Origin of the sequence: Nonomuraea sp. NPDC051191 (assembly GCF_044455665.1) — a bacterium.
Taxonomy (GTDB): domain Bacteria; phylum Actinomycetota; class Actinomycetes; order Streptosporangiales; family Streptosporangiaceae; genus Nonomuraea.
Genome location: NZ_JBITEZ010000009.1, coordinates 349,483 through 370,482 on the forward strand (window position 1 = coordinate 349,483; position 21,000 = coordinate 370,482).

Genomic DNA, 21,000 nt, shown 5'->3' on the forward strand with positions numbered 1-21,000 from the left:
GGTCAGACCATTCATTGGGAGAGTCGTGCGAGTCGCCCTGTTCATCACCTGCGTGAACGACACGCTCTTCCCGGGCACCGGCAAGGCCGTCGTGTCGCTGCTGCGCAGGCTGGGCTGCGACGTGGACTTCCCCGTCGCCCAGACGTGCTGCGGGCAGATGCACGTCAACACCGGTTACCGGGCGGAGGGCGTGCGGCTGGCCAGGAAGTTCACCGAGGTGTTCGCCGGGTACGACGCCGTCGTGGCGCCGTCCGGGTCGTGCGCGGCCATGGTGCGCGAGCAGTACCCGAAGCTGGTGCGGCCGGGCAGCAGGGGCGCGGCGGCCGTGGCCGAGGTCGTGCCCAAGGTGTACGAGCTGAGCGAGTTCCTGCTGGACGTCCTGAAAGTCGACGACGTTGGCGCATATTTCCCGCACCGGGTGACATATCACCCGACGTGCCATTCGCTGCGCGGGCTGCATCTCGGCGACCGGCCCACCCGGCTGCTGCGGAAGGTCCGGGGCCTGGAGCTCGTGCCGCTGCCCGGAGCGGAGGAGTGCTGCGGCTTCGGCGGCACGTTCGCGGTCAAGAACCCGGCGGTGTCGGCCGCCATGGGGGCCGACAAGGTGCGCGGCATCCTCGACACGGGCGCCGAGGTGATCTGCGCGGCCGACAACTCGTGCCTGATGCACATCGGCGGCACCCTGAGCCGCCAGAAGACGGGAGTCAGGACGATGCACCTGGCGGAAATCCTCGCAGCCACGGAAGAGACCCCATGAGCGCAACATTCCTCGGCATGCCCGGAAATTTCCCGAAAAATGCGGCGAAAGCCGTGGAGGACTCGCAACTCCGGTTCAACCTCCGGAAAGCCACTCACACCATTCGCGGCAAGCGCGCCGCCGTCGTCGGCGAGCTGCCCGACTGGGCCGAACTGCGCGCCGCCGGCAAGGCCGTCAAGGACCACACCCTCCGCCACCTCGACCGCTACCTGCTCCAGCTTGAGGAGGCCGTCCGGCGGGCGGGCGGCACCGTCCACTGGGCCAGGGACGCCGACGAGGCCAACCGCATCGTCGGCGACCTGGTCGCGGCCACCGGCGAGACCGAGGTGGTCAAGGTCAAGTCGATGGCCACCCAGGAGATCGGGCTCAACGAGGCGCTGGCCCGGCGCGGGATCACCGCGTACGAGACGGACCTGGCCGAGCTGATCGTGCAGCTCGGGGACGACTTCCCCAGCCACATCCTGGTCCCCGCGATCCACCGCAACAGGTCGGAGATCCGCGAGATCTTCCTCGACCACATGCCCGGCGCGCCCCCCGGCCTCACCGACGAGCCGCCCGCCCTGGCCGAGGCCGCCCGGCTCCACCTGCGCGAACGCTTCCTCAAGAGCAAGGTCGCCGTCTCCGGCGCCAACTTCATGATCGCCGAAACCGGCACGCTGGTCGTGCTGGAGTCGGAGGGCAACGGCCGCATGTGCCTGACCCTCCCCGAGACGCTCATCAGCGTCGTCGGCATCGAGAAGCTCCTGCCGTCCTGGCAGGATCTGGAGGTCTTCCTCCAGCTTCTTCCGCGCAGCTCCACAGGTGAGCGGATGAATCCGTACACCAGCACGTGGACCGGCGCCACCGAGGGCCAGGACTTCCACCTGGTGCTGCTCGACAACGGCCGCACCGACGTGCTCGCCGACGAGGTCGGCCGCCAGGCGCTGCGCTGCATCCGCTGCTCGGCCTGCCTGAACGTCTGCCCCGTCTACGAACGCGCGGGCGGCCACGCGTACGGCTCGGTCTATCCCGGGCCGATCGGGGCCATCCTCACCCCGCAGCTCAGGGGCATGTCCTCGGACCTGGACGCCTCGCTGCCGTTCGCCTCCAGCCTGTGCGGGGCCTGCCTGGAGGTCTGCCCGGTGGCCATCGACATCCCGGAGGTGCTGGTGGACCTGCGGGCCAAGGCGCCGCACGCGGCGGCCGAGCGCGCGGGCATGAAGGCCGCCGGCTGGGTGCTGGGCGACCAGGCGCGGCTGGCCAGGGCGCAGCGGCTGGCGGGCCGGCTGCGCCGGCTGGTGCCCAGACGTCGGCTCCCCGGCCCGCTGTCGGCCTGGACCGACACCCGGGACGTGCCGGACATCCCTGAAGAATCCTTTAGAGACTGGTGGGAGCGTGACGATGGGCGCGCGTGAAGAGATCCTGGCCAAGGTCAGGAAGGCGGTCGCGGACGCGCCCGAGGTGGAGGTCGCCCGGCACTACCGGACCCGCCCGCAGGTGGACGACGTGGTGGGCCTGTTCGCCGAGCGGGTGCGCGACTACCGGGCCGTCGTGCACGTGCTCCCCGACGCGGAGGTGCCCGGCAAGCTGGCCGAGCTGGCCGAGGGCCGCCGGATGATCGTCCCGGACGGCTTCGCCTGGGCGGCGCCGAGCAGCCCGGAGGCCGGGACCGACCGGCGCTGGGACGCGCTGGACGCCGCCGACGGGGTGTTCACCGCCTGCGCGGTGGCCGTCGCCGAGACCGGGACCATCGTCCTCGACCACGGGCCCGGCCAGGGCGCCAGGGCGCAGACGCTGGTCCCCGACCACCACGTGTGCGTGGTGCGCGCCGATCAGATCGTGGCGGGCGTGCCCGAGGCGGTGGCCAGGCTCGACCCGGCCCGCCCGCTGACCTGGATCAGCGGCCCGTCGGCGACCAGCGACATCGAGCTGAACCGCGTCGAGGGCGTGCACGGCCCCAGGACGCTCGAAGTGATCATCAGCACCTGAGCGGCCGCCCTCGCAAATCGTCAGTATCTGAGCACGGCCGCCACGTCGTGCACGTCGTCGGTGAACCACAGCTCGGCGTCCGTCATGGCGGCCGCCCTGACCACGGCCGAGTCAGCGCGCTCCTCGACGGGGTGCTCCACGCCCCAGCGCCGCAGCTCGGCCGGGTCGGTGGCGAGCTGGGTGCCGCCGTCGCCGGTCCACACGTTCCGGTCGAGCGGGCCGGGCATGAGCACCGCGTGCACCCTGCCCTCGCGCAGGGCGTGCGCGACCTGGGACAGGCCCGCCGGCCCCGAGGACTCGCGGTGGCGGTCGAGCAGCTCGGCGCGGCGGCGGTCGAGCCAGTCGTCCAGCGCGCGCTCGACGTCCTCCTCGAACTGGCCGTGGTCGGAGCGGCTGCCGTGCTCGACCATCATCACCCGGTCGGCGGACTTGGTGCTGAGGTGCTGCAGCAGGTAGGAGCGCGACTTCGGCTCGCCGGCCACGATGATCAGCTCGGCGCCGATCCTGCGGACCTGCTCGTCGATCTCGCGGGCGACGGCGACCGCGTTCTTCTCCCACGTCTCCTCGGCGCCCCGCTCGTACCGCTTCTGCGACCAGCCGCCCTGGGCGGTCTTCTGCAGCGGCCAGTCGGCCGCCTCCACGGTGGTCGTGCGCGCCGCGCCGCCGCCGAAGACCGACAGCTCGGCCCCCGCGTGGTCCACGATGACCCGCAGGTGCGGCACGTTCTCGCCGCGCTGCATCAGCATCGGCGTGACGTGCGGCAGCGGCGACACGGTCGCCAGCTCGTACGGCGGCCGCGCCAGCGGCTCGGCCAGCACCACGGCCCCGTGCGTGGCGAACAGCGCCTGGCCGGGGGCCGGCCGGTTGGCGGCCACCTCCAGGGCGTCGATGGTGGCGGGGTCGGTCCCGTCGAGCTGGTCACGCACGCTGTGCCAGTGCGTCTCCCGCTGCGGCTCGGTGAGCGCGCCCAGATAGACCGAGGCGTACGGGCCGCGCCGCTCGTACAGCGGCCGGATGAAGTCGAGGCGCACCGGTCACCACCTCCGCTCTTCCAGGCCGAGCCCGAGGGCCTTGGCCACGTCGGCGATGTTCACAAAACGGCGGTCGGGAAGGGATTGCACCATGTCGGCCACCTGGTCAGGCGCGTCCACCTCCTGGGCGTGCTGGACCAGATCGTCCTTGGACGCGGGCCAATGGGTGTCGCTGAGCCACTTGGCCAGGTCGCTGCGGATGTCGACGCCCCGCCGGGTGATGCCTTGGGGGGTGCCGGGCTCGTGTCCGGGGGGGTACGACTGCAATGACTCCTCGCCGGGCCCGGGCATGGACTCGGTCTCCTTCCACTCCTCGGCGTGCGTGCTGCCGCCGCCGCGGACCATGCCCTCGGTCTCGTGTTTCTGCTGATCGTCCAGGCGCGGACCGTGCTTGTCGCTCCCACGTTCCATAGTTCCCTCACTCCTCTCGATCGGCCCCTACCCCCGCTTTCGTGGGCAAACATCGTGGGTGTGTAGGGTGCGCACGTGTTCGATCCCGATGCGCGCATAGCCGCCGGACGGCTCGTGCTGCGGCCGTTCGGTCCCCGTGACGCCGACCGTGTGAGGTCCGTGGTCGAGGCCGCAGTCGGGGCCGCGTCCGGGCCCGGGGACCGCTTCCTCCCGCCGGGCGCGCCCGTCCACCCCTCCGGCGTCGGCCAGTGGCTCACGCACGGCGTGCACGAGCTGTACCGCTCGCAGCAGGGCCTGCACCTGGCCATGACCGAGGCCGACGACCGCATCGTGGGCGCCATCAGCCTGTTCAAGACCTCCTGGACGGCGGGCACGACCGAGGTCGGCTACGGCGTCCACCCGCTGTACCGGGGCCGCGGCTACGCGACCGAGGCCGTACGCGCCCTGACCGCCTGGGTGTTCGCCACCACCGCCCTGCGCAGGGTCGACCTGACCGCGAACCTGGACAATCCGGCCTCCCTGCGCGTCGCGTTCAAAGCGGGCTTCACCTGGGAAGGCGTGCTGCGCGCCGCCGTGCTGGAGGAGGACGGCCCGCACGACCTGGTCGTCCTCGGACGGCTGCGCGAGGACTCCGGCGAGCCCGCGCCCGCCCTGCCGAAGACCGAGCTGCGCACGCCCCGGCTGCTGCTCAGGCAGCCCAATCTCGCCGACGTCCCCGACCTGACCGCCACCGCCGCCGACCCGCTCACCCAGGCCAGGACCGGCGTCCCCCGCGACTACACCGAGGACCACGCCCGCGGCTTCATCGACATCTGCGAACGTATGCGGATGAGGGGCGCGGGCATCGCGTTCGCCGCGGAGGAGTTCACGACCACCCGTTTCGTGGCCAACGTGGACCTCAGGGACCTCGACTGGCACAACCGTACGGCCGAGGTCGGCTACATGACCGCCCCCTGGGCCCGCGGCCACGGCTACGCGGGCGAGGCCGTGACCGGCATCGCCCGCTGGCTGTTCGAGCGCCACGGCTTCCGCCGGCTGCAACTGCGGGCGGCGGTGTCGAACCCGGGCTCACAGCGCGTGGCGGAGAAGGCCGGCTTCACCCGCGAGGGCGTCGCCCGCGCCGCGCTCGGCGGCGAGGACCTGGTCGTCTACAGCCTCCTCCCGTCCGACCTGGCCTGAGGGCACAGCGGACTGGCCCCGCCGACCCATGGTGAAACCCGGCGTGAACCGTCACCCTGGGGATGAGGACGGTGAGGCTGAATGATCACGGTTGTCGGCTGGGACGGGGTCGAGCTGCCGGCCAGGGCCGCGGACAGGCTGCGTGAGGCGGAGCTCGTCGTCGGCCCCGCCGCCATTCTCGGCCGGCTCAGGGTCGAAGGACGGGCCGCGAACGACGGCGACCTGCTGCAAGCCCTCGACGGCCACCTCGGACAGGGCCGCGGGCCGGCCGTCGTGGTCGCCGAGGGCGATCCCGGCTTCTTCGGAGTCGTCCGCACGTTACGGGCGCACGGCCTCCGGCCGGACGTGCTCCCGGCCACCTCGCTGATCAGCCGCGCCTTCGCCTGCGCCGGGCTCAACTGGGAGGACGCCCTCGTCGTCGCCCCCTCCGGCCCCGGCCAGCTCGCCCGCGTGGTGAACGCCTGCCGCGCCCACCCCAAGGTCGCGCTGCTCGTCGCGCCCGGCGTCGGCCCCGCCGAGATCGCCAGGGAGCTGGCACCGACCACGCCGCGCGCCCTGATCGTCTGCGAGGACCTGGGCGGCCCCGAGCAGCGCGTCACGCACAGCCGCATGGGCGAGGCCACCACCCGGCCCTGGAAGGACCCCGACGTGGTGCTCGTCATCGACCCGCTGCACCGGCCGGGAGAGCCCGGCTGGCTGGCCGGGGCGCAGCCGGGGCCGCCGGAGTGGGCGCTGCCGTCCGGGAAGGGGCTGCCCGCCGAGGTGCGGGCGTTCGTCCTGGCCAAGCTCGGTCCCCGGCTCGGCGACCTGGTCTGGGACGTCGGCGCCGGCGAGGGCGAGATCGCCGTCGAGTGCGCCAGGCTGGGCGCGGCCGTCGTGGCGGTCGAACGCGACCAGGCCGCCTGCGCCCGCCTGCGTTCCAACGTGCTGGCCCACGGCGTCAAAGTGGCTCTGACCAGGGGACAGGCGCCGGCCGCGCTCGAACCGCTGCCCGACCCCGACGCCGTCTACGTCGGCGGCGGCGGCGCCGACGTGCTCGCGGCCTGCGCCGCCCGCGGGCCCCGCGCGCTGGTGTGCGCGCTCGGCACGGTCGAGCGGGCCGTGGCCGTGCTCGCCCTGCTGCGCGAGCACGGCTACCGCGCCGAGGGCACGCGGATCCAGGCGTCCGGGCTGACGCTCGGCGCCGCCGGGTCGCACCGCCTGACCTCCGCCGACCCCGTCTTCGTGGTGCACGCCAGGCCCGTGCACGCAGCGTGACCTGTCCCCCACGGGCACGTATCGGTTATCCTCGCGTGACTTTGTCTACGCACCGGAGATTCCCTCAATGAAGCCGCCGCTCCTGCTGATCGGGCAGGGCTCGAACGATGACGCCTACGCCGCGGAGTTCGGCAGGTTCGTCCACCGGCTCCGCTGCCGCCTCGACCAGACGGCCGTCGACGTCTCCGGTGGCTACCTGGAACGCGCCACGCCGCGCCTGAGCGACTCCGTGGCGTCCCTGATGGCGCGCGGCCACCACCGTCTCGTCGCGCTGCCGCTCAGTCTCAGCAGGGTGGGCGAGGAGTTCCCGGCCGCGATGGCGCTCGAACAGCAGCGCCACCCCACCCTCATGTACGACTACGGCCGTCCCCTCGGCCCCGACCCGCGCGTGCTGGCGCTGCTGGCCGACCGGCTCGGCGAGGCCGCCGCCGAGATGGCCAGGCCGCGCCCGCTGGAGCTGGTCGGCGCCCGCCCCCGGCTGCGCGCCGTTGACACGCCGGCCTTCGACGAAGCCCCCGGGCAGGTCGAGCCGGGCGAGACGGCGGTCGTGCTGGTCGGCGAGGGCTCGACCGACGCCGTCGCCAACGCCGAGGTCCACCGGGTGTCGCGGCTGTTCTGGGAGACGCACGCCTACGACTACATGACCGTCGAGACCGCGTTCGTCTCGGTGACGCCGCCCGGCGTGCCCGGCGGGCTCGAACGTTGCCGGCGGCTGGGCGCCAAGCGCGTGATCGTGGTGCCGTACCTGCTGTTCGCGGGCGGTCTGCTGGAGCGCGTGTGGGCGCAGGCCCTGGCGTACGGCGCGGGCCACCCCGACCTCGACATCCGCTGCGCCGAGGTGATCGGCGACTGCGAGACGCTGGCCGACGTCGTGATCGACCGCTACGAGGAAGCGCTCCAGCTCGTTCACTAAGTGGAGGTGTCCCGTGCTCGCCGAGACCCTGGCAGCCATCCGTCCCGCCGACCCCGAGGCGCTCGCCGAGGCCCGTGCCCACCAGGACCGGCTCACCAAGCCGCGCGGCGCGCTCGGGGCTCTGGAGGAGGTGGCCGTACGCCTTGCGGGCGCCTCCGGCGTCTGCCCGCCGCCCGTGCCCGAGCCGGCCGCCCTGGCCATCTTCGCGGCCGACCACGGCGTGCACGCGCGCGGCGTCAGCCCGTGGCCGCAGGAGGTCACCACGCAGATGGTCGCCAACTTCCTGGCCGGGGGCGCGGTCGCCAACGCCTTCGCCGCCCAGGTGGGCGCCTCCGTGACGGTCGTGGACGTCGGCGTCGCCGCCGACCTGCCCGACGCCCCCGACCTGATCAAGCGCAAGGTCGCGTACGGCACCGCCGACCTGTCCCGCGGCCCCGCCATGAGCGTCGACCAGGCCGTCAGGGCGCTGGAGGCGGGCATCGCGGTGGCCCAGCAGCTGATCGACAAGGGCGCCCGCTGCCTGATCACCGGCGACATGGGCATCGCCAACACCACCGCCTCGGCCGCGCTGATCTCCGTGTTCACCGGCAAGGACCCGGCCGAGGTGACCGGCAGGGGCACCGGGATCGACGACGAGACGTACGCGCACAAGGTGGACATCGTCCGCGAGGCGCTGCGCGTCAACGGCCTGCCGGGCGGCACCGGGCCGAGCGACGCCCTGCGCGCGCTGGCCGCCGTGGGCGGGTTCGAGCACGCGGCCATCGCGGGCTTCGTGCTGTGCGGCGCGGCGAACCGGGTGCCGGTGATCCTCGACGGCGTCATCGCCGGCTCGGCCGCCCTGGCCGCCGCCGCGCTCGACCCCCACGTCAGCGGTCACTGCGTGGCCGGTCACCGCTCGGCCGAGCCCGGCCACGCCGCCGCGCTCGACCACCTCGGGCTGCGCCCCCTGGTGGACCTGGAGCTGCGGCTCGGCGAGGGCACCGGCGGCCTGCTCGCGCATCCGCTGGTGTGCGCGGCCGTACGGGTGATGCACGACGTGGCGACGTTCGACTCGGCGGGGGTCACCGAGAAACCCGTGTGATGATGGGGGACACGCCAGACAGCACGTGAGGTGAGCAGTGTCCCGGTACGGTCCCATGTTCGGCCCCGACATCACGTTCCTCGGCGTCGAGCGCTGCGACCTCGCGGACCCGGCCAGTCATGCCGGCGCCGACGTCGTGATCATCGGCGCCCCCTTCGACGGGGGCACCTCCAACCGGCCGGGCGCCAGGTTCGGGCCGATGGCGCTGCGCCAGACCTGCTACCTGCCGCACAACGGGTCCCGTCCGAGCCTGGCCCTGCGCGTCGACGCCCTGCGCGACCTGCGGGTGTTCGACGCGGGCGATGTCGAGTGCTACTCCGGCGACGTCGAGGGCTCGCTGGCCGCCATCGAGGACGCGGTCCACCGGATCGCCTCCTCCGGGGCCGTGCCCGTGGTGCTCGGCGGCGACCACACCGTCGCGCTGCCGGACGCCCGGGGCACCGCCAGGGCGTACGAGCCGGGCCGCACGTCCATGATCCACTTCGACGCTCACGCCGACACCGGCGACATCGAGTTCGGCCACCTGCACGGACACGGCCAGCCGATGCGGCGGCTCATCGAGTCCGGCGCCATCCGGGGCGACAGGTTCCTGCAGATCGGGCTGCGCGGCTACTGGCCCGAGCCCGAGACGCTCGACTGGATGGCGGCGCAGCGCATGCGCTCGTACGAGATGACCGAGATCGTGACGCGCGGGCTGGAGGAGTGCCTGACGGAGTCGTTCACGATCGCGCTCGACGAGTGCGACCAGGTCTTCCTGTCCGTGGACATCGACGTCTGCGACCCCGGGCACGCCCCCGGCACCGGCACGCCCGAGCCCGGCGGCCTGTCGGCCAGGCAGCTCCTCGACGCCGTGCGCAGGATCTGTTACGAGCTGCCCGTGGCCGGGATGGAGGTGGTGGAGGTCTCGCCGCCGTACGACCACGCCGACATCACCGCGTTCCTCGGGAACCGCGTTATTCTTGAGGCACTCTCGGCCATGGCCAGACGCCGCAAAGACGCTCAGGGCGGGCCACGCTGGGACCCGTCGCAGCCTCTTCTTGACGGCCGTTGAGCCGTGTGCAGCGAACGACGCACGGTGAGCCGGTAGGTTTACCTCCGAACACAACCTTCGCGAACGGGAGATTTCCCCCATGGGTCCCTACCTCCTCGGCCTGCGGCTTTCCGGCCGCCGGGTCCTCGTCGTGGGCGGCGGCCGCGTCGCCCAGCGGCGTGTTCCCGCGCTGCTAGAGGCCGGTGCGGAGGTCACCGTCGTGTCCCCGGGCGTCACGCCTGCCCTCGACGATCTGATCGCGGCGGGCCGGGTCACCTGGCACCCGCGGCCGTACGAGGTCGGCGACTGCGACGGCGCCTGGCTCGTGCAGGCGTGCACCGACGACAGGGCCGTCAACACCGCGGTCGCCGCCGAGGCGGAGGCCAAGCGCGTGTGGTGCGTGCGCGCCGACGACAAGGACGCCTCCGCCGCCTGGACCCCCGCCTCCAGCCGGGTCGACGAGATCAGCGTGGCCGTCACCGCGGGCGGCGACCCGCGCAGGGCCGCGGGCATCCGCGACGCGGTCGTCGACGCGCTGCGCGACGGCACGGTCGACGCCCGGCGCAACCGCACCAAGCCCGTCGGCGTGGCCCTGGTCGGCGGCGGTCCCGGCGACCCCGGCCTGATCACCGTGCGCGGGCGGCAGCTTCTCGCCCAGGCCGACGTGGTCATCGCCGACCGGCTCGCGCCCCGGGCGCTGCTCGACGAGCTCGCCCCCGACGTCGAGCTGATCGACGCCGCCAAGGTGCCCTACGGCAGGTCGCTGTCCCAGGAGAAGATCAACGAGCTGCTGGTCGACCGGGCGAGGCAGGGCAAGTTCGTCGTCCGGCTCAAGGGCGGCGACCCGTTCGTGTTCGGGCGCGGCGGCGAGGAGATGATCGCCTGTGCCCGGGCCGGCATCCCCGTGCTCGTCGTGCCCGGCATCACCAGCGCCGTCGCGGTCCCGGCCGCTGCCGGGGTGCCGGTGACGCATCGCGGGGTCAGCCAGGAGTTCCACGTCATCTCCGTGCACGTCGCGCCCGACGACCCGGCCTCCACCGTCGACTGGCCCGGCCTGGCCCGTTCCCAGGGCACGCTGGTGCTGATGATGGCCGTCGAGCGGCTGCCGAAGGTGGCCGAGGCGCTCCTTCGAGACGGACGTGCGCCGGAGACTCCCGTAATGGTGGTACAGGACGGTACCCTTCCGACCCAGCGGGCGGTAGTCGCACCGCTTTCCACCGTGGCCGACCGCGTGTCCGCGGCTGGGATACGGCCTCCGGCGATCGTCATCGTCGGCGACGTCGTGCGGGTCGGCCAGGAGGTCGAGATGGTTCGAGCGGAGCGATCGCCGTGAACACCGCCATGGATGACGGGCGGCACGAGTCGCTGGGGGAGCAGACGTTGAGCTTCCGTCCGGTGACGGACGACGACCTGCCCGACCCCGGAAACCCGGCCCCTTCGTCCACCGAGGCCCCCCAACCTCCTGCGGCCCCGCCGCCTCCCCCCACCGAAGGGCCGTCGTCCTCTTCGGGTTTGCCGTCGCGGTCTTCCGCTGAGCGGTCCTCTTCGGGGTTGCCGTCGCGGTCTTCCGCTGAGCGGCCCTCTTCGGGGTTGCCGTCGCGGTCTTCCGCTGAGCGGCCCTCTTCGGGGTTGCCGTCGCGGTCCTCTGCTGAACGGCCCTCCTCAGGTTTGCCATCGCGGTCTACCGGTGAGCGGTCCCCCTCCGGTTTGCCGTCGCGGTCCTCTGCCGAACGGCTGCCGTCCGCTGCGGACGAGCCGTCGTCCTCCTCTGGCCGGCCCTCGCTCTTCCAGCGGCCGCCGCGTGCCGACGAGCCCGCCGCCCCGCGTCACCCGTCCGGGCCGCCGGCCTCGGCGTCGCAGGAGCCGGCCGCGCCGCAGCGGCCCTTCACGCGGCAGGTGCCCTCGGCGCCGCAACGGCCGTCCGCCGAGACGGAGACCGGCCAGCCCACCGGCCCCAGCCTCTTCACTCCGGCGCGTCCCGCCGAACGGCCCAGCCTGTTCACCCCGGCCCGCCCTGCCGAGCCGCGCGAGGGCAACGACCCGCGCCCGAGGCCGCCCGCCTTCTGGGAACGCGCCGCCCAAGAACCCGCCGCCCCCTCCCACCAGCCCGCCTCCCCCGAGCCGACCCCGGACGCGGAGTCCGACCCGGTGGCCGCGAGCCCGAACGCCGACGCGGACGACACCGGAGCCACCCCTTCCGACATCGAGCCCGAGCACGTCCCGGCCGACGCGGCTTCTGGCGACGACGACGCACCCCCGAACGACGCTCCGCTCGACCCACACCCCGAAGAGTTCTCACCACGGGATACGCACGACGAGACGGACACCACAGGCGACGACCGCCCGCCCACCACGGACGGCCCCCTTCCCCACGTCGCCCCCGTCCCCGACGCAGATGCCGTCCCCTCCGAGGTGAGCGCTGCTTCTGACAGCGACCCCGACCTCGACACCGCTCCCGACGCTGACGTGGACACCGGCGCCCTCGCCGAGGCGACCGACCTCGAAGGAGAGGACGCCGACGCCGGTCCCGCCACTCAGGCCGACGCGGGATCCGACCCCGCTCCCGAAGCCGAAGCGGCGCCTTCTACGGAAGGCGAGGACGTCCTCGCCGAGGCGATCGCCCTTGACGACAACGACGGCGATCTCGACGACACCCCCGCCGACGACGAACCCAGCGACACCGCCACCACCGAAGCCACCGAAGACACTGCGGCCACCGATGTCCCCGCCGACGCCGACTACCCCACCGACCCGGGAGACCTGGCGGAAGAGGAGTTCGACGTCGAGGCCGACACCGACGACATCACGATCCCGGGTGAGGCCGACAAGGCCGGAACGGATGCCGCCGATCCCGCCGACGACAGCGGCGAGACCGATCCTGACACCGACCCGGATGCCGTGGCCGACACCGACACGGCGGCCGACACGGCGGCCGACGCGGACGCCGTGCCGGAGCCGGAAGATCCGCAGGGCGCGGAAGCAGGGCAGCGGGTCGAGGAGTTGCCCGCCGAGGTCGTCGAGGCCATGACGGCGGCACTGCGCGCGTTGCGCGAAAGCGTGTCCGACCTGCGCTTCAGCCTCGACCTGCCGGGAGCCGAGGAGGCCAGGCAGGCACGGGCCGACCTGCTCGCCCAGCTGGAGAACTACGTCCTGCCCAGGGTGCGCACCAACACCGCCCCCGCGCTGATCGTGATCGCGGGCTCCACCGGCGCGGGCAAGTCCACCCTGGTCAACTCCCTGGCCGAGCGGAACATCTCCCGTACCGGAGTGCGCCGCCCGACCACCGGCACCCCGATCCTCGCCTGCCACCCCGACGACAGGAGCTGGTTCGCCGAGGGCGAGCTGCTCGCCGGCCTCGAACGGCTGGAGCGGCCGTCGCCCGACAGCGGTACGGACGGCCTGGTCGTCGTGTCCACCGAGAAGCTCCCGCAGGGCGTAGCGCTGCTCGACACCCCCGACATCGACTCGGTCGTCGAGGAGCACCACGAGATCGCGCACCGCATGCTCGACGCCGCCGACCTGTGGATCTTCGTGACCACCGCCGCCCGCTACGCCGACGCCCCCGCCTGGAACCTCCTGCGCCTGGCCAAGGAGCGCGGCGCCCGCCTGGCCATCGTGCTGTCGCGGGTGCAGCCGCGCTCGGCCGACGTCGTGCTCAAGCACTTCGTCCGCATGTTGACCGAATACGGCCTGGGCGACATCGACAGGTTCGTGATCCACGAGGCGACGGTGACCGACGGCAGGCTGCCCGACAGCGAGGTCACCGACCTGCGCCTCTGGCTGGCCGAGCTCTCCGTCGACGAGGCGCGCCGCGCGCAGGCCGTGCAGGAGACCCTGAACGGGGTGCTCAACAGCTTCCGCACCCGCGTGCCCGCGCTGGCCAGGCACCTGGAGGGCCAGGCGGTGTTCCGGGCCGAGCTGCGCAGCGACGTGGAGGCCGCCTACCTGGGCGCGCTGGCCGAGATCGACAAGGCGTCCAAGAACGGCTCGCTGCTGCACGGCGAGGTGCTGGCCCGCTGGCAGGACTTCGCGGGTTCCGGCGACCTCATGCGCTCGCTGCAGTTCGGCAAGGGCGGCAAGGCGGGCAGACAGACGCCCGAGCGCGTGCTGGCGTTCAAGGCGGCGATCCGGGCCGGGCTGGAGTCGGTGATCGTCGCCGCGGCCAACCGCGCCGCCGAGGAGGTGGTCGCTCGCTGGCGGCACCGCTCGGAGCTGGGCGCCAAGCTCGTCGAAGGGCTGGACCGCCCGTCGGACAACCTTCTGCGGCACGCCGGGCGAGCCATCGCGTCCTGGCAGGATCACCTGAACGAGCTCGTACGGACCGAGGGCGTGACCAAGCGCTCGGTGTCCAAGCTCGTCTCGTTCGATCCCGACGCGCTCTCCCTGATCTTCACGGTCGCCATGTTCAGCGGCGGCGACGGGTCGGGCGTCCCGCACCGGCTCGTGAACGCGCTGCTCGGAGCGGAGTCGCTACGCGGCATCGGCTCCAAGGCGCTCAGTGACCTGCGAGCCAGGATAGGCATGCTGTTCGACGAGGAATCCATGCGTTACGTACACGCTCTCGACTCCGCGGGCATCCCGGACGAGTCCGTCGCGACCCGCCTCTTCCAGGCGACCTACAACCTTGAGGTCGCCCGATGACGACGACCACGCCCCCGAGGGCGGGGCTCGCGCCGAGGTTGGCCGCGCTCAACAAGGTGGTGGAGCTCGGCCCCGGACGGCTCGACCAGAAGCTGCTCACCGAGGCCGGAGCGCTGCTGATGCACGCGGGCGACCGGCTCAAGCTGTCGTCCGAGCACACCGTGGTCGCTCTCGCGGGCGGCACGGGCAGCGGAAAGTCGTCCCTGTTCAACGCCATTTCGGGGCTTGAGCTGTCGCCCACGGGCGTACGCCGCCCGACGACCGCCCGTACCCACGCCTGTGTGTGGGGGCTGGAGGGCTCGGCGCCGCTGCTCGACTGGCTGCGGATCCAGCAGCGCCACCGCTTCTCCCGTACCAGCGCGCTCGACAAGGGCGACAGCCAGCTCCACGGGCTGATCCTGCTCGACCTGCCCGACCACGACTCGATCCGGGCGCTCAGCGACAACGAGGCCGACCGGCTCATCGGGCTGGCCGACCTGGTGGTGTGGGTGCTCGACCCGCAGAAGTACGCCGACGCCTCCACGCACCGCCGCTACGTCACCGAGCTGGCCGGGCACGACGCGGTGACCGTGTTCGCGCTCAACCAGGCCGACAAGCTCTCCGCCGCGGAGCTGGCCGAGCTGGTCATCGACCTCAACGACCTGCTGCGCAGGGAAGGCGTCGAGCATCCCAGCGTCGTCCCCACCTCGGCCGTCACCGGGCGCGGCGTCGAGAGCCTCAAGAGCGTGATCGCGACCGCCGTCGGCCGCCGCCGCGCCGCCATCCAGAAGTTGGAGGCCGACCTCCAGCGCATGGAGCAGCGGCTCGGCGAGGCCATGCCGCTCGGCGACGCGCTGCTCGTGCCGTCGTCGGTCGACGAGGCGCGCAGGATGGGGCTCACCGACGCGCTCTGCGACGCGATCGGCGTCCCCGCCGTCGGGGAGGCCATGGAGAACGTCTACGCCGAGCGGTCCAGCCAGTGGGTCGGTTGGCCGTATCCGCGGTGGTTCGCCAAGTTCCGTCCGGATCCGTTGAAGAGCCTGCGTCTCCAGGACGTCGGCGACGAGATCCGCGGCATCACGACCGGTTCGGTGAGCGCGCAGTCCGCCGAGGTGGCCAACGCCGTGCAGGCGCTCACCGACGGGCTGTCGTCCGGGATGGACCCGGTGTGGCGGACCGCGGTGCAACAGGCGGCGCGCTCGCACGCGTCCCAGCTGCCGAAGGCGCTGACCGAGGAGCTCACGGAGGTGGCGCCGCGCCTCGACCGGGTGCCCGGCTGGTGGCGGCTGCTCAAGGTGTGGCAGTACCTGCTGGTGGTGGCGTTCGTGGCCGGCGTGGTCTGGCTGGTGGCCGGGCTGACCGTGCCCAGGCAGCTGCCCGCGACCCTGCAACTGGTCGGCGACGGCGCCGCGCTGCCGTGGGTGGCGCTCATGATCGCTTCTGTGCTCGGACTGGGCGCCCTGTCCGGCATCGCCTCGCGCAACTTCGTCGAGCTGGGGGCCTCGCGCGAGCGGGAACGGCTGGAGCGGGAGATGCGCCGCCGGGTGGCGGCGGTGTCGGCGACGATGGTGGTGGAGCCGGTCGAACGCGAGCTAGGCCGTCACCACGCCTTCTACACGGCCCTTCGCGACCTCTCCAGCTGATCCCCGTCTGTTCGTACGGCCGTCGTCCACAGGCTCGTTCCCTTCCCGTCCCCTCATCCACAGAACGGCGTTCGCCTCCACCCCACCCGGCCCCCTTCAGGCACCGTGTTCCCAGGTCGCGGGCAGCAGGCCCGCATCATGGGAGGCACGGATGAACGACATCTACATCACGCTCACCGGAAACGTCGCAGCAGAGCCACGGCAGTACAGCTTCGACGACGGCACCAGGGTCACATCGCTGAAGGTGTTCACCTCGCACCGCTACTTCGACAGGAAGACGGGGCAGTGGACCGACGGTGAGCGCGTCTGCTTCACCGTCCGCTGCTGGCGGGCGCTGGGCGACAACGTCGCCGACTGCGTACGGGCGGGGCAACCCGTCGTCGTGTCCGGCAAGCTCCGCATCCGCGAGTTCGGCGCGGAGGGCGACCGCCGCTTCATGCCGGAGATCGAGGCCAGCGCGGTGGGGCACGACCTGCGCTGGGGCACCGGCGCCTTCACCAAGCCGGAGCGCGGGGGCGGCCTCGGCTCGATGACCAAGGAGATGCGCGAACGCCTCGACGAGGAGACCCAGGACTGGGCCATGGGCACCAGGCCCGTCCGCCCGCCGTCCCGCCCCACCGCCGACCCGTCGATCCCCCTGACCGCCGACCCGTCGGTCTCCCTGACCGCCGACGCCGCCGGAACCGTCCCCGCCCAGCCTCACGACGAGGATGCCAGGCCGGAAGCCGACCATGCGCCAATGGCCATCGCGGCCACCGACCCCGGCGCCACCACCCCGAAGCCGGCCACACCCCCTGTGCCCATCCCTGAAACCCCGGCCGACCCCGCCTCGGAAGACGCTCCCGCCTCGGGAGACTACGTCGACGCCGACACGGGCACCCGAGAGCACCGGGTGCGTGGCTCGGCAACGAAGACCGGCACAGTCCGCCCCCTGGGCCCGACCGCCCGGCCCCGGACGAAGACCCAGATCCCGGAAAAGGCCGCCGCCTGACACCAGCACCACCCCACGGCCAGGCGTCACACAGCCGGGCGTCACACGGCCAGGGATCTGCACGGCTAGAGCTCTACACGGCTAGAGCTCTGTACGGCTAGGCACTGACGTCGGTGGATGCTCGTGCCGTGAGGGTGGCCGCTGTCGGTGGAGGCGCGTGTGTGCCGGTGCCTTGCTCAGGCGACCAGCAAGACACGCGCCTCCCCGCACCGCGAGCGACCGCTCGCCGACAGGAGTACGCGCACACGGCGCCGCCCACAAAGGCGGCGACCTCCAGCCTGCGGGGAGGCCCAACCTGGGAAGGCGCTCGTCCACCGGCGCGGCTGTCCGCCGCCTTGCGGATTTGTCCACCTTCACGGCGCCTTCGCCTACGCCGGGTCGCCCCTCGCCTACGTCGCGTCAAGTGCATTGGGGGTCGTCCGCTGCACTTTCGGGGCGGCCACCTGGGAGGCTGCTTGGTCACCTTCGCTTGCGCACACCCGACTCGGGAGCGCGCACGTACGGACGCGCGGTGCTCCTGCCCGCCGCCGGTGTCTGCGGCCGGGCGCGTGCAGACGTCGGCAGAGGGGACGTCGTGAGGAACCGGAGTGTGTCTCATGGGGGTGAGACGGTGCGCCGTCTGACGCGAGGCCCGGCCGGCGGGCGTGATGAGACACCCGGTTGTTGGAGTGATGCGCACCTTGGCGGTGTGAATCCCGATTCGCGGTCGATCACCGGCCGGTGGACGGGGTGGGAAGCGATCGGGGCGGAGGGGCAGCAGCCGATTGTCGGCGCCCCGCGCAGAGGACGGCCTAAGGGGAGGGGGAGGGGCATCGGCCGATGGCCCCGATGCCACCCCGAAGGGGGGCCGATGGGGTGTTTGTCCGCGTCAGATACCTAGAGCATGGGTCATGTCCAGGTCACGCCCCGCACCATGGTTGCTCCTTTCCGGCAGCCCGCTCGCGGAGTGAGCGGGCGTGGTCGTTTCAACGTAGCGGTTCCCATCGCATAACGCACACTCCGCAATTATTGTGTTACACATCGTTAGTCAGGGAGGAGACGAGATGGCGGCGACCAGTCACGCCACGATCAAGTCTCGCGACGGTGTGTCAAGACTGGCCGGTCGCTGGCCATTGCTCGGGCAACGGCGCCCGCTTGTGGCGTATCTGTGCGCCATTGTCGCCCTCGATGCCGTCGCGATTACCTTGTTCACGAGATCTACCGATTTCCAGTGGCCGGATTTGCTGACCTTTGCCGCGCTCATGGCATGCGGCGCGGTCTGCATCGAGGCCAGTAGGCGTCTGGGCATGCCCGCCGGAGTCTCGCGCGACCTGTTGTCGGCCTGGTGGCTGCCGGTCGCACTGCTCCTGCCACCGGTCTACGCCCTCTTCGCGCCGATCGTGCTGCAGATCCTGCTCCAGGTGCGCGTCCGCGCCACAGTTCTCTACCGTCGGGTGTTCAGCTCGGCGGCCATCGGTCTGGCCGGGTGTACGGCGTCGGTGGCCTTCCACTGGGTCGTCCCGGATCCCTGGGTGCTGACGCAGGGGAGCGGGCCGCCGATCGCCTACGCGGTGACGGCCGCTGTGCTCTTCTCCTTGCTCAACATCGGTCTCATCGCGGTCGCGGCGCACACGTCCGACCCTGAGGGGTCGTGGCAGGAGGTGCTGTGGAACAGGGAGAGCGTGCTGCTGGACATCGTCGAGCTGTGCCTCGGGGTCACGGTCTCGATCGGGTGCGGGCTCAACCTCGCTCTGCTGGTTCTCGCGTTGCCGCCGGTCGTCCTGCTGCAACGCAGCCTGTTGCACGCGCAGTTGCAGGCCGCCGCGCGTACCGACTCGAAGACGGGGTTGCTCAACGCGGCCGCCTGGCAGCGGGAGGCCGACACCGAGATCCTGCGGGCGCGTCGCAGCGGCGAGACGCTGGCCCTGCTGATCATCGACATCGACCATTTCAAGCGCGTGAACGACGCGCACGGCCACCTGGTCGGCGACGAGGTCCTCGCCGGGGTGGCGGCCATGTTGCGCAGGGAGCTGCGGGACTCCGACGTGGTGGGGCGGTTCGGAGGTGAGGAGTTCGTCGTCCTGCTGCCGGGCGCGGATGTCGACGAGGCTCGGCAGGTCGCCGAACGTCTTCGTACGCACATCGGGCACATGGCGACCCCGGTGGACGACGCGTTGATCCGGATCACGATCTCGGTCGGGGTCGCGCTGATGACCGTGCACGGTGACGATCTGATCGACCTGCTGGCCGCCGCTGACCTGGCGCTCTATCGAGCCAAGGAACTGGGACGGGACCGTGTCTGCATCCCCGTCGTCCAGCCGCCGCAACCGCCGTCGCACGAGGAGCAAGCCGTGTGATCTCGCTTCGTACGACGAGGCGATCGTGCCGGTCGCGTGCGTCGATCTCCCGACCGTGGGGCTGTCGGTCGGCTGCGGATCTGCAGGGCGGCGGTCGGCCGCCTCCGCCGAGGGCTCTCGGAGGAGCTGGGGGCAGGCGTCTGAGGGAGGTGCGGGTCAGGGGCCTGCCCCTGCCGGTGCCGGTCCGGGGAAGCCGGCCGGGATGTCAGGACGTGGTGACGCTGTCGCAGGTGACGAGGCGGACGGCGGGCGCCGAGACGATCTGGACGTGCGGTACACCCGGGACCTCGACGTTGAGGTACCCGCCTTCGATGGCGAACCGTACTCCTTCCACCTTCGACAGGCGGCGGCCCTCGGAGTCCGTCAGCGTGTAGCCGTCGAGGAGTTCGACGGTGCCGTTTCTCCAGGTGGGGTTCACGCCTGCACCTCCGGGAAGTCCAGCTCGGGCTGGGCGAGATGGTTGAAGTAGTTGGACAAGGTGTTGAGGGCGACGTGGCCCACGATCTCGGCGAGCTCCGCGTCCGAGACGCCGGCGGCCCGTGCGGCGTCCAGGTCGTCGTCGCTCACCGCGCCGCCCGTGTGCATGATCGCCCTGGTGATCGCCAGGACGGCTGCCGCGTGCGGCTCGTCGTCGGCGCCCTGGCGGGTCTTGATCAGCTCCTCGTCGGACATGCCCATACGGTGACCGCGCATGGTGTGGGCGCTCACGCAGTAGGTGCAGTGGTTCTCCTGGGCGACGAACAGGGCGATCTGCTCCCGCAGCCTGGGCGTGAGGACGCCCGAGCTGAGGTGCTCCCGCATCGCGAGGTAGCCGGCCAGGGCGGCGGGGCCGTTGGCGAGGGCGGCGTACAGGTTGGGGACCTTGCCGAGTTGGCGGCGGGTCTGTTCGAGCAGACCGTCGTGGTCTTCGGTCAGTTGCGGAAGGCGGGGCATGATGTCTCCAAAACGGTACTGATCGGTTCCGTCTCGGCAAGACGATACCGAATGGTTCTGTTTTAGGAAAGTTCGGGATAGCTTGGAGGCATGCCAACCCGCGCCCGCGAACGACTGCTCGACGCCGCCGAGGACCTCTTCTACGCGGAGGGGATCAGAGCCGTCGGGGTCGAGCGGATCCTGAGTGTGTCGGGCGTGGGGCGTGCCTCCTTCTACCGGCACTTTCCGAGCAAGGACGACCTGGTCGTCGCGGTGCTGCGGCGGCGGGACGAGCGGTGGCGGGCATGGCTGGCCGAACGGGTGGAGGCTCTGGGTGGGCATCCGCTGAACGTCTTCGACGCCCTGGCCGAGCGGTTCGCGAGAGCGGACTTCCGTGGTTGCGCCTTCATCAACACCATGATCGAGACGGCGGACCCGGACAGCGCGGCCCATCGGGTGGCGGCCGAGCACAAGGAGCGCGTGCGGGCCTACGTGGCGGAGTTGATCGAGCGGGACGCGCGGCCCGACGCCGTCGAGCTGGCGCACCTGTTCGTGCTGCTGGTGGACGGGGCCATCGTCACGGCGGTACGCGAACGTTCGATCCGCCCTGCGCTGCGAGCGCGGGCCGCGGCCGCCGCGCTTCTCGCCACCGGGGAGGGCGCGACGACGGACGTTGCGGGGGCGGTCAGGGAGGACGCGGTCCGCTGACGTCGAATCGTCGGGTGCTTGGAGCGCGCAGGCGCGGACCACCGGTTCGTGACCGGGTCGGCTTCGCCGACCGGAGGCGGTGTTGATCGGGGATCGCCAGTGGTGCTGACGGGCTGATCGGTGTCCTGCCGAGGGTGGGCGTTCGGCTGCGGCGGCAGGGGGT

18 protein-coding genes are annotated in these 21,000 nt (G+C 72.1%); 14 read left to right on the forward strand and 4 right to left on the reverse strand.

All coding sequences use genetic code 11. The features are described from left to right. Positions 1 to 25 precede the first annotated feature (25 nt). The 3 genes from ACIA8R_RS27105 to ACIA8R_RS27115 are packed head-to-tail and all read left to right on the forward strand — an operon-like array spanning position 26 to position 2,725. Complete coding sequence (locus ACIA8R_RS27105; RefSeq protein WP_357705058.1) at positions 26 to 757, forward strand: (Fe-S)-binding protein; 732 nt, start codon at positions 26 to 28, stop codon at positions 755 to 757. After that, complete coding sequence (locus ACIA8R_RS27110) at positions 754 to 2,151, forward strand: lactate utilization protein B (protein ID WP_397041063.1); 1,398 nt, start codon at positions 754 to 756, stop codon at positions 2,149 to 2,151. Before ACIA8R_RS27105 ends, ACIA8R_RS27110 begins: the two co-directional genes overlap by 4 nt. After that, complete coding sequence (locus ACIA8R_RS27115) at positions 2,138 to 2,725, forward strand: lactate utilization protein C (RefSeq protein ID WP_397041064.1); 588 nt, start codon at positions 2,138 to 2,140, stop codon at positions 2,723 to 2,725. Before ACIA8R_RS27110 ends, ACIA8R_RS27115 begins: the two co-directional genes overlap by 14 nt. A gap of 20 nt (positions 2,726 to 2,745) precedes the next feature. Here ACIA8R_RS27115 and ACIA8R_RS27120 read toward each other — a convergent pair whose 3' ends face one another. Continuing rightward, on the reverse strand, positions 2,746 to 3,756 hold the full coding sequence (locus ACIA8R_RS27120) for a Vms1/Ankzf1 family peptidyl-tRNA hydrolase (protein ID WP_357705064.1): 1,011 nt from the start codon (positions 3,754 to 3,756) through the stop codon (positions 2,746 to 2,748). A gap of 3 nt (positions 3,757 to 3,759) precedes the next feature. Next, entirely contained in the window at positions 3,760 to 4,167 is a 408-nt protein-coding gene (locus tag ACIA8R_RS27125) for a DUF2795 domain-containing protein (protein ID WP_364092232.1), read from the reverse strand. A 75-nt stretch (positions 4,168 to 4,242) separates the two neighbouring features. Between ACIA8R_RS27125 and ACIA8R_RS27130 the strand changes: the two genes are divergently transcribed. The 10 genes from ACIA8R_RS27130 to ACIA8R_RS27175 all read left to right on the forward strand — a co-directional run bounded on the left by ACIA8R_RS27130 (position 4,243) and on the right by ACIA8R_RS27175 (position 19,217). Further along, positions 4,243 to 5,346 (forward strand): GNAT family N-acetyltransferase, encoded by a 1,104-nt coding sequence (locus ACIA8R_RS27130; protein ID WP_397041066.1) that lies wholly within the window; start codon positions 4,243 to 4,245, stop codon positions 5,344 to 5,346. An 81-nt stretch (positions 5,347 to 5,427) separates the two neighbouring features. Continuing rightward, entirely contained in the window at positions 5,428 to 6,603 is a 1,176-nt protein-coding gene (locus tag ACIA8R_RS27135) for a precorrin-6Y C5,15-methyltransferase (decarboxylating) subunit CbiT (protein WP_397041067.1), read from the forward strand. 67 nt (positions 6,604 to 6,670) lie between these two features. Then, the gene (locus ACIA8R_RS27140) at positions 6,671 to 7,516 is read left to right on the forward strand and encodes a sirohydrochlorin chelatase (protein WP_357705073.1); all 846 of its coding nucleotides are present in this window, start codon (positions 6,671 to 6,673) and stop codon (positions 7,514 to 7,516) included. Between the two features lie 13 nt (positions 7,517 to 7,529). Further along, complete coding sequence (cobT, locus tag ACIA8R_RS27145) at positions 7,530 to 8,597, forward strand: nicotinate-nucleotide--dimethylbenzimidazole phosphoribosyltransferase (protein ID WP_357705076.1); 1,068 nt, start codon at positions 7,530 to 7,532, stop codon at positions 8,595 to 8,597. A gap of 37 nt (positions 8,598 to 8,634) precedes the next feature. Next, on the forward strand, positions 8,635 to 9,648 hold the full coding sequence (speB, locus tag ACIA8R_RS27150) for an agmatinase (protein ID WP_357705078.1): 1,014 nt from the start codon (positions 8,635 to 8,637) through the stop codon (positions 9,646 to 9,648). Between the two features lie 79 nt (positions 9,649 to 9,727). Then, on the forward strand, positions 9,728 to 10,960 hold the full coding sequence (cobA, locus tag ACIA8R_RS27155) for a uroporphyrinogen-III C-methyltransferase (RefSeq protein ID WP_397041070.1): 1,233 nt from the start codon (positions 9,728 to 9,730) through the stop codon (positions 10,958 to 10,960). A 374-nt stretch (positions 10,961 to 11,334) separates the two neighbouring features. Continuing rightward, positions 11,335 to 14,268, forward strand: coding sequence for a dynamin family protein (locus ACIA8R_RS27160; protein WP_397041071.1), 2,934 nt, complete (start codon positions 11,335 to 11,337; stop codon positions 14,266 to 14,268). Then, the gene (locus ACIA8R_RS27165; RefSeq protein ID WP_357705085.1) at positions 14,265 to 15,890 is read left to right on the forward strand and encodes a YfjP family GTPase; all 1,626 of its coding nucleotides are present in this window, start codon (positions 14,265 to 14,267) and stop codon (positions 15,888 to 15,890) included. Before ACIA8R_RS27160 ends, ACIA8R_RS27165 begins: the two co-directional genes overlap by 4 nt. 151 nt (positions 15,891 to 16,041) lie before the next feature. Continuing rightward, positions 16,042 to 16,881, forward strand: a complete 840-nt coding sequence (locus ACIA8R_RS27170; RefSeq protein WP_397041073.1) for a single-stranded DNA-binding protein — start codon at positions 16,042 to 16,044, stop codon at positions 16,879 to 16,881. A gap of 1,043 nt (positions 16,882 to 17,924) precedes the next feature. After that, the gene (locus ACIA8R_RS27175; protein ID WP_397041074.1) at positions 17,925 to 19,217 is read left to right on the forward strand and encodes a GGDEF domain-containing protein; all 1,293 of its coding nucleotides are present in this window, start codon (positions 17,925 to 17,927) and stop codon (positions 19,215 to 19,217) included. Positions 19,218 to 19,422: 205 nt separating this feature from the next. Here ACIA8R_RS27175 and ACIA8R_RS27180 read toward each other — a convergent pair whose 3' ends face one another. Together ACIA8R_RS27180 and ACIA8R_RS27185 are read right to left on the reverse strand one after the other, a co-directional pair. Beyond that, complete coding sequence (locus ACIA8R_RS27180) at positions 19,423 to 19,635, reverse strand: hypothetical protein (protein WP_364092247.1); 213 nt, start codon at positions 19,633 to 19,635, stop codon at positions 19,423 to 19,425. After that, on the reverse strand, positions 19,632 to 20,150 hold the full coding sequence (locus ACIA8R_RS27185) for a carboxymuconolactone decarboxylase family protein (protein WP_364092249.1): 519 nt from the start codon (positions 20,148 to 20,150) through the stop codon (positions 19,632 to 19,634). Before ACIA8R_RS27185 ends, ACIA8R_RS27180 begins: the two co-directional genes overlap by 4 nt. 90 nt (positions 20,151 to 20,240) lie before the next feature. Between ACIA8R_RS27185 and ACIA8R_RS27190 the strand changes: the two genes are divergently transcribed. Further along, positions 20,241 to 20,837 carry a TetR/AcrR family transcriptional regulator gene (locus ACIA8R_RS27190; protein WP_397041076.1) on the forward strand — a complete coding sequence of 199 codons (597 nt, stop codon included), beginning with the start codon at positions 20,241 to 20,243 and terminating at the stop codon, positions 20,835 to 20,837. Positions 20,838 to 21,000 lie beyond the last annotated feature (163 nt).

Excerpts from the sequence above, each read along its gene's own strand:
- ACIA8R_RS27110 (WP_397041063.1), top strand. The coding sequence starts at position 754 with ATGAGCGCAACATTCCTCGGCATGCCCGGAAATTTCCCGAAAAATGCG.
- ACIA8R_RS27115 (WP_397041064.1), top strand. The coding sequence starts at position 2,138 with ATGGGCGCGCGTGAAGAGATCCTGGCCAAGGTCAGGAAGGCGGTCGCG.
- ACIA8R_RS27125 (WP_364092232.1), bottom strand. The coding sequence starts at position 4,167 with ATGGAACGTGGGAGCGACAAGCACGGTCCGCGCCTGGACGATCAGCAG.
- ACIA8R_RS27135 (WP_397041067.1), top strand. The coding sequence starts at position 5,428 with ATGATCACGGTTGTCGGCTGGGACGGGGTCGAGCTGCCGGCCAGGGCC.
- ACIA8R_RS27140 (WP_357705073.1), top strand. The coding sequence starts at position 6,671 with ATGAAGCCGCCGCTCCTGCTGATCGGGCAGGGCTCGAACGATGACGCC.
- cobA (WP_397041070.1), top strand. The coding sequence starts at position 9,728 with ATGGGTCCCTACCTCCTCGGCCTGCGGCTTTCCGGCCGCCGGGTCCTC.
- ACIA8R_RS27165 (WP_357705085.1), top strand. The coding sequence starts at position 14,265 with ATGACGACGACCACGCCCCCGAGGGCGGGGCTCGCGCCGAGGTTGGCC.
- ACIA8R_RS27170 (WP_397041073.1), top strand. The coding sequence starts at position 16,042 with ATGAACGACATCTACATCACGCTCACCGGAAACGTCGCAGCAGAGCCA.
- ACIA8R_RS27175 (WP_397041074.1), top strand. The coding sequence starts at position 17,925 with ATGGCGGCGACCAGTCACGCCACGATCAAGTCTCGCGACGGTGTGTCA.
- ACIA8R_RS27185 (WP_364092249.1), bottom strand. The coding sequence starts at position 20,150 with ATGCCCCGCCTTCCGCAACTGACCGAAGACCACGACGGTCTGCTCGAA.
- ACIA8R_RS27190 (WP_397041076.1), top strand. The coding sequence starts at position 20,241 with ATGCCAACCCGCGCCCGCGAACGACTGCTCGACGCCGCCGAGGACCTC.